Raw genomic sequence first — 15,396 nt, 5'->3', positions numbered from 1 at the left:
AAGTTATCGGGGTATATTAATTAAAATTTGAATATTTGCAGACGCTTAGGCCTGTACACAAGAATAAGCAATAATAATGAATTTTTAATGGGGATAATTACTTTAACAACAGATTTAGGTTCGAAAGATTTTTACCAGAGTGCTCTAAAAGGTAGTCTGTTGAGTCTTATGCCTAATGTTAATTTAGTTGATATTACCCACGAAGTTCCTTCGTTTAATATTTCTTATGCGGCTTTTGTTTTAAAAAACGCTTATCCTTACTTTCCGAAGAACACGGTACACTTAATCGGCATCGATTCGGTTTATAGTGAAAATACGAAATACATTGCCGTAAAACACCGCGATCATTATTTTGTTGGCGCAGATAATGGCATTTTCTCGCTTCTTTTTGATGATATACCGGAGGATGTTGTGGAGCTGAATATCATGCAGGATTTAAAATATTTGCATTTCCCACTAGTTGATATTTTTGTTAAGGCTGCAACGCATCTGGCTAAAGGTGGTAAATTAAAGGATATTGGTTTACCTGTAGCAGAGATTGAGCAGAAGATGCTTTTACACCCTGTAATTGAGCGCGATGTGATCCGCGGAAGTGTGGTGTACATCGATACCTTTTGCAACGTAATTACTAACATTACGAAAGATCTTTTTACCAAAATTCAGAAAAACCGCGATTTTACTTTACACTTCAGAAAAAGCGAAACCATTACTCAACTGAGCTGGCATTACAACGAAGTGCAGGAAGGTGAAAAACTTTGCCTCTTCGGAATCAGTAATCACCTCGAAATTGCCATTAACAAAGGAAAAGCGAGTGGATTATTGGGCTTGCATCTGGGAGATATTGTACGAGTTGAGTTTCATTCTTAGAGAGGTGAAAGACTAAAGGAGAAAGACTAAAGCAGAAAGCCGTCATTTCGAGCGGAGTGCAACGAAGTCGAGAAATCTATCAAGGCAGATCTTTCCCTGCCCGAAGCAGGCGGGCGTTCCACTGCGTTTCAGTCAAGATGACGAATATTTTGGCGCTTTGCACTACCAATACACCAATGACGGCTGAACCAATGAACCAGCAAAACAACTTCCACCCTTTTCGCGTTTATATCCACATGAAGAAATATTTTTACCTGCTCCCGGTTATTTTAATGAGTTTTCAGGTTTATGCACAACAAGATACTGCGGCTTATGCAGCACAACGCGTTAAAGTAAATTCATTGCTCCAGGAGCGAAGCGCGAAGTTTGGCCAGTATGATGAAAGCTTAACGCAGCGTTCAGGTATTTTTGGCTGGCAGACGAAGAAAGATATTAAAAACTCGAATGAAATTCTCCGTCAAGTGGTATTAACGGATAATAATATTTTTAAAGAGCTGAAAATTTTAATGGATTATAAAGACCTGCAGAACCAGCAAAAAGTGGCGGTTGCAGATAACTCTCAGGAACGCATTGAAGCCTATATGGGTACCATTAAAAAACTTCAGGATCAAAATTCACAGCTTAAAGAAGATTTAGACAAAAAGAATAAAGGCAGTTTATCAAACTACATTATTGCATTTCTTGTTTTAGTGATGATTGGTGGATTTTATTTCTTCAATAAAAAACTACAGCGATATGAAAAGAGGACTGTTTAAAATACTGGCAAAGATAAACAAGGTAGTATTACCAAGTTTGTATAAAAAAGATCCGAATAAGCTGACTACTTTTCAGAAAGCGATATTGGGTTATCGTTATTGGGTTACAACGAATGCGCTGGATTAGGATAAAAGACCTTACAGGTTTTAAAACCTATAAGGTCTGGACTTCCGCGCTAACGCTCGTTTTTTAACGAACGTTGAATAGTTTATCAATTACAAACGATAGAATCGTAAAGCTATTTATGCACTCGTTTGGAAACGAGCGCAAGCCCCTATCTATTTCTTAAAATGCTCAATAATCAGCGTAGCCAATTCCGTACCGATACGTTCTTGTGCTTCGTTTGTTGAGGCACCGATGTGCGGTGTTAAAGAGATTTTAGGATGTGTTAAAATTTCTGCCAATGGTGTTGGCTCATTGTCAAAAACATCTAAACCGGCAAAAGAAACCTTCCCTGAATTTAATGCTTCAATTAAAGCTGGTTCATCAATTGTTCCACCGCGTGAGCAATTTACAATACCTACGCCATTTTTCATTTTTGCAAATTCCTCTGCACCTAAAATAGGTTTATCGGCAAATGGGGTGTGTAAACTAAGGAAATCACTACCGGCAATAACTTCATCCAATGATACCGTTTTAATTGGAATACTTACTGATTTTCCGCCCTGGAATTCTAAAGTAATTTCAGATTCTGAAGGATATAAATCGTAAGCCAAAACATTCATGCCTAAGCCTAATGCCACTTTTGCAGTAGCGCGACCGATACGACCGAAACCGATAATACCAATGGTTTTACCACTTAATTCAGTTCCTTTAGCATAAGCTTTTTTAAGGTTGTTGAATTGTGTTGAACCTTCAACAGGCATTTTACGGTTGGCATCCTGTAAAAACCTGATACCGGTAAATAAGTGAGAAAATACCAGCTCGGCAACTGATAATGATGATGCAGCCGGTGTATTAACTACTGCAACCCCCTGACTGCGTGCATATTCTACGTCGATATTATCCATACCAACCCCACCTCTACCAATTAATTTGATATTTGGAACGGCATCAATTAACTCTTTTCTAACTTTTGTTGCACTACGAACGGTAATGGCATCATAGTTTTTTAACGCTTCGGCTAACTGATCTTGTGGAATTGTTTCTGTATCTACCTGAAAACCTGCTTTTTCTAATAATTCTTTTCCGATCGGATCGATCCCATCGTTTGCTAATATCTTAATCATATGTATGATTTCACTGATTAAATTGATTACACAGATTTAAATGCGAATCAATTATCGGTTAAAATTTAAATTAATTTGCTTTTGCCTGTTGTTCTTCAAATGACTGCATGGCATCGATCAACGCGTGAACGCTTGTAATTGGTAACGCATTGTACATAGAAGCACGGAAACCACCCACACTTCTGTGTCCTTTAATACCCACAATCCCTTGCTCTTCTGCATATTTCAGGAATGGTTTTTCCAGTTCTGCATTTTCCATTACGAAACAAATGTTCATTCTCGAACGGTCTTCAACTGCACAAGTACCTTTAAATAATGGGTTACGGTCTATCTCTCTGTAAAGCGCCTCAGCTTTTTGTTTGTTTTCTTTTTCAATTTCGGCAACACCACCTTTTGATTTTAACCAACGAAGGTTTAATAAAGCTACATAGATCGAAAAAACCGGAGGTGTATTGTACATTGAGCCATTATCGATATGGGACTGATAATTTAGCATCGACGGAATTTTACGGTCGATTTTACCTAAAATTTCATCTTTTACAATAGCAATGGTTAAACCTGCAGGACCAATATTTTTTTGTGCACCAGCATAAATAAGATCAAATTGAGCAACATCGATTACACGGCTCATAATATCAGATGACATATCGCACACCACAGGAACACTGGTTTTAGGCACTTCGAACAGCTCGGTACCATAAATCGTATTGTTAGAGGTATAGTGGAAATAAGCACTATCAGCAGGAATTTCAAAATCTTTTGGAATAAAAGTATAGTTCGCATCTTTTGAAGAAGCAACTACATTTACATTACCAATAAATTTAGCTTCCTTTAAAGCTTTGGTAGCCCAAACGCCCGAATCTAAATAACTTGCTGTTTGTCCGTCGCCCAATAAGTTCATCGGAACCATTGCAAACTGTAAACTTGCACCACCCTGTAAAAATAAAACGGAATAACCCGACGGCACATTTAATAATTCTTTTACCAACTTATCAGCTTCAGCAACAACTGCCTCAAATTCGGTTGTTCTGTGCGAAATTTCTAAAATTGATAATCCATCGTTAAAATCTAAAACAGCCTGAGCTGCTTGTTTAAACACTTCTTGAGGTAAAATACAAGGGCCTGCGCCAAAATTATGCTTCATCTTATTATATAATGTTTTATGGCGGTAAATGTAAAATTTTTAAAGCAGTTATGCCCCAAAAATCGTCACCTAAAAAATTAAATTTTGTTAAAAAAAAGCCATAAATTGATTGATTTATTGCAGTTTTTGCAATTAAAACGTTTTACTAAAAACAGATCAAAACAAACCGATAATATTTTCGAAATATGGTTAGTTTAAATGCAAAATCAGCTATCTAAACCAGTTGAAAAGCAGAATACGATTTGTATAATGAACTAATGATTTACTGATCTAACTAAAACTCAAAGAGGATCTCAAAACGGTGGGTTCGCGTTAAGGATTGTAAGGGTTCAGTACCGATCCTTCATCGGTACCGGAGCGAAGCGCAGCCCTGAAAAGCCTGACCCTTGCGCAGCATGGGTAACGCTCATATCAGTTTGCAGCTTGCAGTTAGCAATTTTCAGTTGACAGTTTGCAGCTTGCAGCTTGCAGTTAACGAAACTTAATTTTTTAATTTTACAATCAATTTTAAATTAAATTGCCGTCCGGTTAAATAATTGGGAATGGCATATTGCACATTATCGACATCTTTTAGCCAGAGATAAGAAACTGTATTATTGATGTTCAGCATATTAAAAACCTCGAAAAACAGAATAACCGAGCTGAAATTTTTATCAAGGAACTTTGGTTTATGCAAAGCGGCATCATCCAGAAAATCTTTGGAAAAGCCGATATCCACACGTTTATAAGACGGAATAAAAAACTTATCGAGGTACCTGGGGGTTTGCGATGGACCGATTGGCAACCTGGAGCCATAAAGGGCATTTAAGTGAACCTTATAAGTTGGACTATTTAACAGTTTATCCTGAAAAAATATGGAAAAATTTAAACGTTGATCGGTGGGGCGTTTTAAATAGCCAGGGTAAATTGTAGTGCCGTTTTCTACGTAACTATCACCTATAATATCTTCGTTGGCATGCATTACCGACATTCTGAAATAGGAAACCAGGTCTTTTACAAATTCACCGCCAATGCTAAAATCGGCACCATAAGCATATCCCTGTGATACTTCATTGGCCAGATATTTAATCCTCAGGTTATCAATTTTGTAAGGGATCAACCTGTCTGAATATTTAAAATACGCTTCGGAAGTAAACTTTAACCTGGTGCCGAAAGCGTCAAAAGCATATTCGTAACCCAGCGAAGTATTATAAGAGCTCTGGGCTTTTTGGCTGATATTTAACTGACCGGAAAAATCGCGGATGGTACGGTAAGATGGCGGTTGTTTGTACACCCCAGCTGAAAACCGCAGGATTTTATTGTTCGAATTTGGACGATAAGCAATCAATAACCGTGGACTGATTAACAATTGTTTGCTTAGCGAGCTGTAAGTAGCGCGTGCTCCCAGCTGCAATTCGGCTGAACTTGAAAGTGAATAGCTATCCTGAATGTAAGCGCTGTAGTTTTTAATGTCGATATTGTTTTGTACATTAATTACATTTTGTAAAATAATGTTTTTCGAATTGTTTGGCAAGATAAAGCCGGCAGAGTCGGTATAATTATATTCATGCAACTGATCGTTGTACCTTGATCTGTCGAATTTTAAACCCCAGGAAAAAACATGGTTATCAAAATTCTGGTCAACCTTTATTTCTGAAGAAAACACCTTGGTATTCAAGCTGTTTCGTCCATAATTGTAATAACTACCAATGCCCCTGTTTTTATTCACCGGTCCAAAATTCTCACCCACAAAGCTATTATCTATTTCATCAAAAATATAACTGCCATCAATATCGAATCGTTCCCTTTCAATGGTATTAAAATAACTATTGATAAATTTGATTACCAAATTAGGTTTGGGCGAATAAGTAGCAGTAATGGCACTACCCAAGGTTTGGTAATCATCAATTTCCTGCCCCGTATAATCTACATTTAACCTTAAAGTAGTGCTTAATGTACCAAACTGGGTTTCCCTGTTTGTGGGCACCAGTTTAAACTGACCAAGGTTGAAACTCCCTAAATAACTGATATTGAATTTTGGAGAAAAATCGTACTGATAAAGTAGCTGGGCATCTGCAAAATTTGGACTGTAACTTCCTTTTTCATCTTGTTTGATGAGCACACTTGAATTATTTTTATAACGTAAACCAGCCAATAAAAAGCTGTTTTTAAACACTTTTTTTGTAGTTAATGAGGTATTTAAAAGGCTGGTACTTATTGTAGTTTGATTGCTATCGGGTTTATCATACTTAATATCTAAGATTGATGAAAGTTTATCGCCATATTTCGCTTCGAAACCACCGGCTGAGAATTTTGCCTTACTTACCAGGTCTGAATTAATAAAGCTTAGTCCCTCCTGCTGTCCGTTACGGATTAGCACCGGCCGGTTAATTTCTACATCGTTGATATAGATTAAATTTTCATCAAAATTCCCTCCTCTAACGCTATATTGAGCGCTTAATTCGTTATTGGTTGATACTCCAGGCAGGGTTTTGAGCATGGTTTCGAAATTACCTGAAACCAGCGGCATCGAAGTTACATCGGCAATGTTGATGGTGGTGGTATTGCTTAACTGGTTCTGTTTATTAGTAATATTAACCTGCTCTAACTCATTAATATTAGCAATTAAGCTCACTTGCTTGATAATCCGCGCACCCGAACGCTCATTAAATTTAATGGTTTGAGGCTGATAACCTAAAAGCGAATATTTTATACTGAATGTTTTAGATTTGGAATAAATGGTATAAACGCCAAATTCATCTGTAACCGTTGATTGTGCCTGCCCTAAAACAATAACGGTAACCTGAGAGAGCGGTAATTTTTCATCGTTATAAACTATCCCCGAAACCCTGACTAAAGGCTGAGCCACAGCAAAACTGCAACCAGCGATTAGAAAAAAAAGGAATAGCCGGAATTTGAGCATTTTTAGGTATCGAGATAAGTAATTTAATATCAAAACAAGAGTATTAAGTAAGAAGATGACCTACCAACTACTCCATTTTCAATAATCAATTTAGTAATAAAACAATTAAATGCTTACAGCATTACTGGTTAATTGTTTCATCTTAGCAATCGTATCTGTTGGATTTTCTGTTGCAAAAATTGCATTTCCGGCTACGAAAGCGTTGGCACCTGCCGATACTAATGTAGCAATATTTTGTAAACCAACACCACCGTCAACTTCGATAACCAAATCCTCATTAACACCCTGAATCAGGTTTTTTAAATCCTTAATTTTCTTGTAGGTATTATGGATAAAAGCTTGTCCGCCAAAACCCGGATTAACCGACATAATCAGCACCAGATCCAGATCTTCAATTACATCCTGTAGCAAGGTTACGGGAGTATGCGGATTTAAAGCCACACCCGCTTTACAGCCAGATGCCTTTATCAATTGGATTGTTCTGTGTAAATGGGTACAGGCTTCGTAATGAACGGTTATCCTGTCTGCTCCTGCTTTGGCAAATTCCTCAATATATTTATCAGGCTCAACGATCATTAAATGTACATCCAATGGTTTGGCGGCATGTTTTTTAACAGCGGCCATTACCGGAAAACCAAAAGAAATATTGGGTACAAAAACACCATCCATTACATCAACATGGAACCAGTTGGCCTCGCTCTGGTTAATCATTTCAATATCGCGTTGTAAGTTGCCGAAATCTGCAGAAAGTATGGATGGGGCGATTATATAGTTCATTTTATAAAGATAGGGAAATCGTTATAAACTAAAAACCCTTTCGATTTGGAAAGGGTTTTAGCCTAGTGTAATTTAATTTCAATTGCTTGTCCATCTCTGGTCACTTCTACAAATTCTTCTACCCGATCCGAATAGTTGTTTGTATAACTTTGATAATCGTAATAATCTGTTCTGCCTCCATAGCTGTTATAGCCGCTTCCCCTGTAAACCGGAACAGAACCACTGCGTGAATAACTCGCGAAAGATTGAATAAAATATTTGCCAGGTTTCATCTGTGTAAATTTAAACCGTCCATAATCATCTGTTTTAATGGTAATCCGGTAACGGAAAGCCTGTTCAGACATATACACACTGTTTTTTTTATTTTCCATTTTTTTACGAAGGTTAAACCATTCTTCAAAGTAAGAAGTTACAGGATAAAGGGTTACCTCCACATTTTTGGCCAAAATTTTCGAACCGACTTTCATACCATAGCCATTTTTCAATCGGGTAAAAGCAGTTCCTTCAATGGTAGATTTTCCGAGTGCAAGCCTGCTTTTTGCATCCACAGAATCAAAAGGAACCTGGGGATAATAGGCTGCTTTTTGTGCCTTAACAAGTGTGCTAACAAATATTAGCACTAAAAAGGTAAAGGTTAAGTTTCTCATTTTCAATAAGTAAATTAGATGTTGTTTTTTGTTTTTCAAGAATGCATAATTATGGTATTTTAGGCAAAAAAACAACCAATGAAAAAGTATATTTTAATTTTATCTTTTGTTTTCACGGGTTTTCAGGCATTTTCTCAAAAGGAAAAGCCGTGTGGGATGAAAGATGGTTTACAGGAAGGTACATGCAAACAATTTTATGGAAACGGAAAAACAAGCTTATCAGAAAACTGGAAAAAAGGCAAAAGAGATGGCATTGCCAATTACTATTATGAAAATGGCAATTTGAAAGCTTCGGGGAATTTTACAAAAGATAAGAAAAACGGGATCTGGAAATATTATTATGAAAACGGTGCCATTAGTGGTGAAGAGAAATTTGTTTACAGAGATTTTGCAGAAATAAAAGAAGGTGCATTTAAAAAATATCATCCGGATGGAAGTGTAAAAGAATCGTACACCTATGTTGATGATAAACTGGAAGGTTTATATACATTATACTATCCTGGCGGTGCTATTGATGAGCAAGGCGCTTATGAGAAAGGATTATATACAGGAATATGGAAAAACTATTTTCCAAACGGGAAATTAAAATGCCAGTTTACTTATGTAAATGGCAAACAGGAAGGAGAAAGCACTTGTCAGGATGAAAATGGGAAAATCACAAAAAAAACTACCTATAAAAACGGAGTAAAAATTAAATAAGTTATTTACTTAACGAAAAAGGCTGATTCGGTATTCGAATCAGCCTTTTTTGTTTTATAAAATACCGGACTATGCTTGTGGCGCAGCTGGTTTTTCTGGTCTTGGTAATAAAACTTTGCGCGAAAGTTTCATTTTACCTTGTTTATCGATGTCTAATAATTTAACCTCGATTTTATCACCTTCTTTTAACACACCATCCATGGTTTCTAAACGTTCCCATGAAATTTCAGAGATGTGCAATAAACCATCTTTGCCTGGCATAACCTCAACAAATGCACCGAATGGCATAATTGATTTTACTTTACCCTGGTAAATTTCACCAATTTCTGGTTTAGCAACGATATTACGGATACGGGTTACTGCGGCATCAATAGCTGCTTTATTATCGGCAAATACTTCTACAATACCTTTACCATCAACTTCTTCGATTGAAATTGAAGCACCGGTTTCGCGCTGCATTTCCTGAATAATTTTACCTCCAGGGCCAATAATTGCACCGATAAATTCTTTATCAATAGTTAAAGATACGATACGTGGAGCATGTGGTTTATAATCTTCATTAGGTGAGCTGATGGTTTTCTTCATCTCGTTTAAGATGTGTAAACGACCATCTTTAGCCTGTAATAAAGCTTTAGTTAATACCTCATAAGATAAACCATTGATTTTCAAGTCCATTTGACAAGCAACAATACCATGTTCAGTACCAGTTACTTTAAAGTCCATATCACCTAAATGATCTTCATCACCTAAAATATCAGAAAGAATTGCATATTTACCAGTTTTCTCATCAGTAATTAAACCCATTGCGATACCAGAAACAGGCGATTTGATTTTAATCCCTGCATCCATAAGCGCCAGTGTACCAGCACAAACAGTTGCCATTGATGAAGAACCGTTAGATTCTAGAATATCAGAAACGATACGGATAGTATAAGGATTAGCTTCACCCTGAGGTAATACTTTTTTCAACGAACGTTGCGCTAAAGCACCGTGACCAATTTCGCGACGGCCAGCGCCTCTGTTAGGTCTAACCTCACCGGTTGAGAAACCAGGGAAATTATAGTGCAATAAGAATTTGTTATAGCCATTAAAGAAAGCACCATCAATCATTTGCTCATCATCTTTGCTACCTAAAGTAACCGATGTTAAAGATTGCGTTTCGCCACGTGTAAACACAGCTGAACCGTGAGCAGCAGGTAAGTAACCAACTTCGCTCCAGATCGGGCGGATTTCAGTTGTTTTACGGCCATCTAAACGAATACCTTCATCCAACAATAAATTTCTGATCGCATCGTACTGAACATCATGGTAATAATGTTTAGCCATTGCTTTGGTTAAATCAGCAGTATCTTCTGGCATTGCTTCGAAGAATTCGTTAATGATTGCAGTAAAACCTTCTTTACGTACATCTTTATTGCCACCAGCTTTAGCTACAGCATAAACTTTATCGTAAGTATCAGCATATACTTTAGCTTTTAAATCAGCATCATGGTCTTCGTGGTTATATTCACGTTTAACGGTTTTGCCGGTAGCTTCAGTTAATTCAACCTGAACAGCACATTGAACTTTAATTGCATCGTGTGCAAATTTTAAAGCTTCAACCATTTCATCTTCCTGAATTTCATCACACTCACCTTCAACCATGCCTATATCGTTGGCTGAACCGGCAACCATAAACTCTAAGGTTGCACGCTCTAATTCGCTAGCTTTTGGATTAATAATTAACTTACCATCAATTTTAGCAACACGCACTTCAGAAATCGGACCGTTAAAAGGAATATCAGAAACTGATAACGCAGCAGATGCTGCTAAACCTGCCAAACAATCTGGCATAATATCTTTATCAGCAGAGATTAAAGAAATCATCACTTGTGTATCAGAGTGATAATCGCTTGGAAACATTGGACGTAAAGCCCTATCAACCAAACGTGAAATTAATACCTCATAATCAGATAATCTTGCTTCACGACGTAAAAAGCCACCCGGGATACGGCCTGTAGCCGCATATTTTTCCTGGTAATCAACCGATAATGGTAAAAAATCAGTACCTGGTTTAGCACCAACAGTAGATACAACAGTTGCTAACAACATGGTATCGCCCATTTTCACTACAACCGAACCATCAGCTTGTTTAGCCAGTTTACCAGTTTCAATTTCTACAATTCTGCCATCGCCCAAATCGAACGATTTTTTTATTACATTCATTTAATTAGAATTATGGTGTGTTTTCCTCTTTCTACACACCGTTGTTTATATATGTTTTTGTTTTTGCAAACGAAGATAAGATTAAAAAAGCCTATCTATAATAAAACCCGTTAAAAAAATTAACAGGGAATTAAAAAGCCATTCCCTAAAGAATGGCTTTCGCTGATAAAATTCGCTTATTTTTGTTTAATGATATCACGAAGCGATAAAGCTTTGATGATAGCACGATAGCGCTCAATATCTTTTTTGTACAGGTAAGCCAAAATACCGCGGCGTTTACCTACCAATTTTTGAAGTGACAACTGAGTAGAAAAATCCTTACGGTTTTTCTTTAAGTGTTCTGTTAAGTGCGCAATACGGTATGTAAATAACGCTACCTGACCTTCTGCAGAACCAGTGTTGGTTTCTACTTCGCCGTGTTGTTTAAAGATTTCGGCTTTCTTTTCTGGACTTAAATACATTTCTTGAATAATATTAAAGCAATAAAAATTAATTAATTGTGGCGCAAAGATAAGGTTATTTTTAATTAGAAACAAGTATTTCTTAATTGGCAAATCAAAATCCCTTTGGGCCGATTTAAGGGTAAAGTAAAGTTCAGTTTTAATCGGTTGCTTCACTCCCGCCCTCGCTACAATCTTTTAAAAACGCCTTTCATTTTGAGCACGAAGAATCAGTTTCATCGGCTGCAGATTCTTCGTACCTACCATTGACAGATTTAGAAAGGTCGTCATTGCGAGGAGGAACGACGAAGCAATCTTTCCTGCTAGCGATTATTGTTAGAAAGATTGCTTCGCCGGCTGAAAAAGCCTTCTCGCAATGACGAACTTAGCGGCTTATCATAGCGCGAAGATTCTTCGGTCATTCTTATTGATTTTTATAAAATTAATTATCCCTCAGAACGACAGCTTATTTAGGGTTGCTGCGCATTTTAAAAGGATTTCCGCTAAGTCGGGTTTAGAGAACTCAAGATAGTACAAGAGACCTAGTTCTTCTTATTTATGCGTTCCAATTCTAAAACATCCAGCTGATCTTTAGGCCTGTTGGTAGCCCGTTTATTATCTAAAAGGTGATTATAATGCAGAAACCTTGCCCTAATACCATTTATTTCATCTACTGTAGCCATTTGGAAATACTCATCAAACTTTTGTTTATCAAGTCCCGGAATATCCGTCATTAAATCTGCGTACATGCCGTCATCCATTAAAACTTCGCAATAACCTGCAATAATGCGCACATCCAATAACATATCATATCTGCCATATCCCATTTTATCAAGTGCGTAAATCAAATTCTGCCTGTTTTCTTTAGTATCCTTTAAATAAATATCTAAATCGCCGGTAGTACGGTTATAGCCATACCGGTTAACAGCGAAACCGCCAACAATCAGATAATTAACATTAAATTGCTCAAATGTTTCTAACAACAAGAGCATTTCAGGATTTTCTTTATCAAAAGACATAAAGCAAATTATATGGCTGGCTTGCGTATTACAAGCCCTTTGCCCTGCGGTGATTTTAAAGGCTGGCCACCATTCATGGTAACTGAAATGTGGTTGAGTTGCAAAACACCAAAAAAGCGTTGCTCAGGGGTGCGGCTCAAATAAACAGCATCACGTTCCTCCACTATTGTTTCGCGTGGAGTATTGATATCATATAATTTGAGTTTTCCCATTTCATCAAAAATACGAAAAAAGAGCAATAAAAATATACAATTGCATACTTTTGCCTAAAACATTTTAACCTTGGAAAAGAATCAATATAGCATTTTTGAAAGCGAATTACGTGTCCGCCCCGATGATATCGATATGTTTAACCATGTACATAACAGTAAATACCTGGATTATGTACTGGCGGCACGTTATGAACAAATGGAAAGATTTTACGGCATGCCCTGGGAGCACTTTACCAAACAAGGTTTAGGCTGGGTAGTAAGCCATGTTGATATCAGTTTTAAACGTCCGCTATTGATGAATGATTTAATGCTGATTAGAACCGGAATCCTTACCATGAATGATAAAGGTTGTTCAGTGCAATTCGAAATTATTAACCGGAAAACAGGAAAAGTAGCTTCGGATGGTGTTTTTGATTATGTGCTTATAGATTTGAACACCAGCAGAGGCACAAAAGTTACCGAAGAAATGATTAAAGCCTACAGCATATAGAAGGTAATTACACCTGTTTGGGGATTACACAGATTAATGAGATTATAAATCCGTGAGTTCCGTGTCTCCGTGGCAAAATATTTATGATATAAAAATGGGTCTTAGCGAGACGCTAAAGCCAGACCAAAAGCAAACCCTTAATTGGCAGCTAAAAACTTAATCACTTTCACAAAAATTAGTCATCAAAACTTGACAATTAAAAATTTTCTCTATATTTGGTCCATCAATAAGACCAGAGCCATGATAGTATCTGCAATCCGTTTGAGGTTTTAAGCAACCGAGGATTCCCTCCATTTCAATTTTAGGTATGTACGCTTAACTGCGTATCATTGGTTTATACATCAACATTTATTTTTATTATATGTCACAGTCTACAAAGGCCCAGGGCAAACTATCGTCATTTTTCGATATCCTTGTCCAGTCTTTAAAAGGTCACGAGGTTGACCTCACTTCAATCAGTATTAAAAGGGCAATCGTTTTACTGGCTATCCCGATGATGCTGGAAATGGCCATGGAATCGGTTTTTGCTTTAGTTGATCTCTATTTTGTAGGTCATTTAAAAAACAGCAGCCATGCCATACAAACCGTTGGTTTAACCGAATCGGTTTTAACCATTATTTATTCACTGGCCATTGGCTTAAGTATGGCCGCTACTGCAGTGGTTGCGAGGCGTATTGGTGAGAAAAACCCTGAGGCGGCATCAAAAGCAGGTATGCAAACCATTGTAATTGCGGTTGCAGTTAATGTTTTAATCAGCATCGCCGGCCTCATTTACGCCAGAGATATTCTTTTATTAATGGGTGCTTCAACAGAAACTGCAGATCATGGCACCACCTTCGTACGCATTATGATGGGCGGGAGTATCATTATTGTACTGCTTTTCTTAATTAACGGCATTTTTCGTGGAGCGGGTAATGCTGCAATCGCCATGCAGAGTTTATGGATCGCTAATATCGCCAACATCATCCTCTGCCCTATTTTTATCAACGGCTTTGGCCCGGTACCCGCATTTGGTTTAACAGGTGCTGCAATTGCCACAACTATTGGTCGTGGTTTGGGAGTTACTTACCAGGTTTATAATTTATTTAGCGGCAAAAATGCATTAAAAATAAGGATCAGTCATTTTGTTCCGGATTTTACGCAGATTAAAGCGATTGTTAAAATTGCTGCTCCAGCTATTTTTCAGTTTGTTATTGCAAGTTGCAGCTGGGTATTTTTAGCAGAACTGGTTGCCACTACAGGCGGCGATGAAGGTTCAGCAGGTTACCAAACCGCTTTACGCTTAATGATGTTTTTTATGTTGCCGGCCTGGGGCCTGAGCAATGCTGCAGCTACTTTAGTTGGACAAAATTTGGGTGCTGGCCATATAGACCGTGCTGAAAAATCTGTTTTTCAAACCTTAAAGTATATTTTAATATTCATGGCGGTGGTAAGTGTATTATTTCTTACCTGCGGACATTTGTTTGCCTCATTTTTTACGGCAGATGAAAAGGTAATTGCTATTGCAAGCAAGGCATTAAAAATTTTAAGTATCGGTTTTGTGATTTACGGAGCTGCAATGGTTTTTAGCAGTGCATTTAATGGTGCGGGCGATACCTGGACGCCCACAAAAATCAATGTTTTTGCTTTTTGGCTGTTTCAGATTCCGTTGGCTTACTTTTTAGCAAAATATTTAGAAATGGGCCCGACAGGTGTTTTTATCGCCATCCCAACGGCCGAGGCAGGCATTGCAATAGCTGCATTTATCCTTTTCAAAAAAGGAAAATGGAAGAAAACAATGGTTTAATTTTTTAACCCCAGATGGACACGGATGAACACAGATAGAATAACTTTATCCGTGTTTATGCTGTTTAATTTAACTTCTGTAACTTCCTGCTTCATGTGGAAAATGCAACATTGCAATGAATTAAAAACAGGACTACAATAATCGTAGAAACCTCGTTTTTTGCGCTCTAAAACAATAAAAATTTGGCCTTTTTAGCATTCCATTTTCCCTCTTACATTTTCCA

The 15,396-nt window shown here is 37.4% G+C and carries 15 protein-coding genes; 6 read left to right on the top strand and 9 right to left on the bottom strand.

Features of this window, described 5'->3' with window-relative positions; genetic code table 11:
* The first annotated feature begins 87 nt into the window (after positions 1 to 87).
* From ABD769_RS23685 to ABD769_RS23675, 3 genes are all read left to right on the top strand, one after another.
* Positions 88 to 867: an SAM hydrolase/SAM-dependent halogenase family protein gene (locus ABD769_RS23685; RefSeq protein ID WP_344853848.1), complete on the top strand. Its 780-nt coding sequence runs from the start codon at positions 88 to 90 to the stop codon at positions 865 to 867.
* 137 nt (positions 868 to 1,004) lie between these two features.
* Positions 1,005 to 1,622, top strand: a complete 618-nt coding sequence (locus ABD769_RS23680; RefSeq protein WP_344853847.1) for a hypothetical protein — start codon at positions 1,005 to 1,007, stop codon at positions 1,620 to 1,622.
* Positions 1,603 to 1,749, top strand: coding sequence for a hypothetical protein (locus ABD769_RS23675; RefSeq protein ID WP_344853846.1), 147 nt, complete (start codon positions 1,603 to 1,605; stop codon positions 1,747 to 1,749). Before ABD769_RS23680 ends, ABD769_RS23675 begins: the two co-directional genes overlap by 20 nt.
* Positions 1,750 to 1,901: 152 nt before the next feature.
* Here the strand turns inward: ABD769_RS23675 and ABD769_RS23670 are convergent, their stop codons facing one another.
* The 5 genes from ABD769_RS23670 to ABD769_RS23650 form a co-directional block, all read right to left on the bottom strand.
* Positions 1,902 to 2,852: a D-2-hydroxyacid dehydrogenase gene (locus ABD769_RS23670; protein WP_344853845.1), complete on the bottom strand. Its 951-nt coding sequence runs from the start codon at positions 2,850 to 2,852 to the stop codon at positions 1,902 to 1,904.
* A 70-nt stretch (positions 2,853 to 2,922) separates the two neighbouring features.
* Entirely contained in the window at positions 2,923 to 3,996 is a 1,074-nt protein-coding gene (gene serC, locus ABD769_RS23665) for a 3-phosphoserine/phosphohydroxythreonine transaminase (RefSeq protein ID WP_344853844.1), read from the bottom strand.
* 481 nt (positions 3,997 to 4,477) lie between these two features.
* Complete coding sequence (locus tag ABD769_RS23660) at positions 4,478 to 6,898, bottom strand: TonB-dependent receptor (RefSeq protein WP_344853843.1); 2,421 nt, start codon at positions 6,896 to 6,898, stop codon at positions 4,478 to 4,480.
* 105 nt (positions 6,899 to 7,003) lie between these two features.
* Entirely contained in the window at positions 7,004 to 7,675 is a 672-nt protein-coding gene (rpe, locus tag ABD769_RS23655) for a ribulose-phosphate 3-epimerase (protein ID WP_344853842.1), read from the bottom strand.
* A 62-nt stretch (positions 7,676 to 7,737) separates the two neighbouring features.
* Positions 7,738 to 8,322, bottom strand: a complete 585-nt coding sequence (locus tag ABD769_RS23650; RefSeq protein ID WP_344853841.1) for a hypothetical protein — start codon at positions 8,320 to 8,322, stop codon at positions 7,738 to 7,740.
* Positions 8,323 to 8,400: 78 nt separating this feature from the next.
* Here ABD769_RS23650 and ABD769_RS23645 point away from each other — a divergent pair, with 78 nt between their 5' ends.
* Positions 8,401 to 9,021: a toxin-antitoxin system YwqK family antitoxin gene (locus tag ABD769_RS23645; RefSeq protein WP_344853840.1), complete on the top strand. Its 621-nt coding sequence runs from the start codon at positions 8,401 to 8,403 to the stop codon at positions 9,019 to 9,021.
* Positions 9,022 to 9,090: 69 nt separating this feature from the next.
* On the opposite strand, the gene pnp is transcribed toward ABD769_RS23645, so the two are convergent.
* The 4 genes from pnp to ABD769_RS23625 all read right to left on the bottom strand — a co-directional run bounded on the left by pnp (position 9,091) and on the right by ABD769_RS23625 (position 12,897).
* A complete protein-coding gene (gene pnp / locus ABD769_RS23640; protein WP_344853839.1) occupies positions 9,091 to 11,226 on the bottom strand; it encodes a polyribonucleotide nucleotidyltransferase in 2,136 nt (711 codons plus the stop codon).
* A gap of 176 nt (positions 11,227 to 11,402) precedes the next feature.
* Positions 11,403 to 11,687, bottom strand: coding sequence for a 30S ribosomal protein S15 (rpsO, locus tag ABD769_RS23635; protein ID WP_025146265.1), 285 nt, complete (start codon positions 11,685 to 11,687; stop codon positions 11,403 to 11,405).
* A 521-nt stretch (positions 11,688 to 12,208) separates the two neighbouring features.
* On the bottom strand, positions 12,209 to 12,685 hold the full coding sequence (locus ABD769_RS23630) for a hypothetical protein (protein ID WP_344853838.1): 477 nt from the start codon (positions 12,683 to 12,685) through the stop codon (positions 12,209 to 12,211).
* Positions 12,686 to 12,693: 8 nt separating this feature from the next.
* On the bottom strand, positions 12,694 to 12,897 hold the full coding sequence (locus ABD769_RS23625; protein WP_344853837.1) for a hypothetical protein: 204 nt from the start codon (positions 12,895 to 12,897) through the stop codon (positions 12,694 to 12,696).
* Positions 12,898 to 12,967: 70 nt separating this feature from the next.
* On the opposite strand from ABD769_RS23625, the gene ABD769_RS23620 reads away from it, so the two are divergent.
* Positions 12,968 to 13,387, top strand: a complete 420-nt coding sequence (locus ABD769_RS23620) for an acyl-CoA thioesterase (protein WP_344853836.1) — start codon at positions 12,968 to 12,970, stop codon at positions 13,385 to 13,387.
* Between the two features lie 361 nt (positions 13,388 to 13,748).
* Positions 13,749 to 15,173, top strand: coding sequence for an MATE family efflux transporter (locus tag ABD769_RS23615; protein ID WP_344853835.1), 1,425 nt, complete (start codon positions 13,749 to 13,751; stop codon positions 15,171 to 15,173).
* The last annotated feature ends 223 nt before the right edge of the window (positions 15,174 to 15,396 follow it).

Origin of the sequence: Pedobacter jeongneungensis, assembly GCF_039538295.1 — a bacterium.
Lineage (GTDB): Bacteria > Bacteroidota > Bacteroidia > Sphingobacteriales > Sphingobacteriaceae > Pedobacter > Pedobacter jeongneungensis.
The sequence above is the reverse complement of the archived record's forward strand: the minus strand, read 5'-3'. Positions and strand labels throughout refer to the sequence as shown.

What these genes read in the sequence shown, in the direction of transcription:
- ABD769_RS23675 (WP_344853846.1), top strand. Translation starts at nt 1,603, where the DNA reads ATGAAAAGAGGACTGTTTAAAATACTGGCAAAGATAAACAAGGTAGTA.
- ABD769_RS23625 (WP_344853837.1), bottom strand. Translation starts at nt 12,897, where the DNA reads ATGGGAAAACTCAAATTATATGATATCAATACTCCACGCGAAACAATA.
- ABD769_RS23630 (WP_344853838.1), bottom strand. Translation starts at nt 12,685, where the DNA reads ATGTCTTTTGATAAAGAAAATCCTGAAATGCTCTTGTTGTTAGAAACA.
- ABD769_RS23645 (WP_344853840.1), top strand. Translation starts at nt 8,401, where the DNA reads ATGAAAAAGTATATTTTAATTTTATCTTTTGTTTTCACGGGTTTTCAG.
- serC (WP_344853844.1), bottom strand. Translation starts at nt 3,996, where the DNA reads ATGAAGCATAATTTTGGCGCAGGCCCTTGTATTTTACCTCAAGAAGTG.
- ABD769_RS23670 (WP_344853845.1), bottom strand. Translation starts at nt 2,852, where the DNA reads ATGATTAAGATATTAGCAAACGATGGGATCGATCCGATCGGAAAAGAA.
- ABD769_RS23615 (WP_344853835.1), top strand. Translation starts at nt 13,749, where the DNA reads ATGTCACAGTCTACAAAGGCCCAGGGCAAACTATCGTCATTTTTCGAT.
- rpe (WP_344853842.1), bottom strand. Translation starts at nt 7,675, where the DNA reads ATGAACTATATAATCGCCCCATCCATACTTTCTGCAGATTTCGGCAAC.
- pnp (WP_344853839.1), bottom strand. Translation starts at nt 11,226, where the DNA reads ATGAATGTAATAAAAAAATCGTTCGATTTGGGCGATGGCAGAATTGTA.
- ABD769_RS23685 (WP_344853848.1), top strand. Translation starts at nt 88, where the DNA reads ATGGGGATAATTACTTTAACAACAGATTTAGGTTCGAAAGATTTTTAC.
- rpsO (WP_025146265.1), bottom strand. Translation starts at nt 11,687, where the DNA reads ATGTATTTAAGTCCAGAAAAGAAAGCCGAAATCTTTAAACAACACGGC.
- ABD769_RS23650 (WP_344853841.1), bottom strand. Translation starts at nt 8,322, where the DNA reads ATGAGAAACTTAACCTTTACCTTTTTAGTGCTAATATTTGTTAGCACA.
- ABD769_RS23680 (WP_344853847.1), top strand. Translation starts at nt 1,005, where the DNA reads ATGACGAATATTTTGGCGCTTTGCACTACCAATACACCAATGACGGCT.
- ABD769_RS23660 (WP_344853843.1), bottom strand. Translation starts at nt 6,898, where the DNA reads ATGCTCAAATTCCGGCTATTCCTTTTTTTTCTAATCGCTGGTTGCAGT.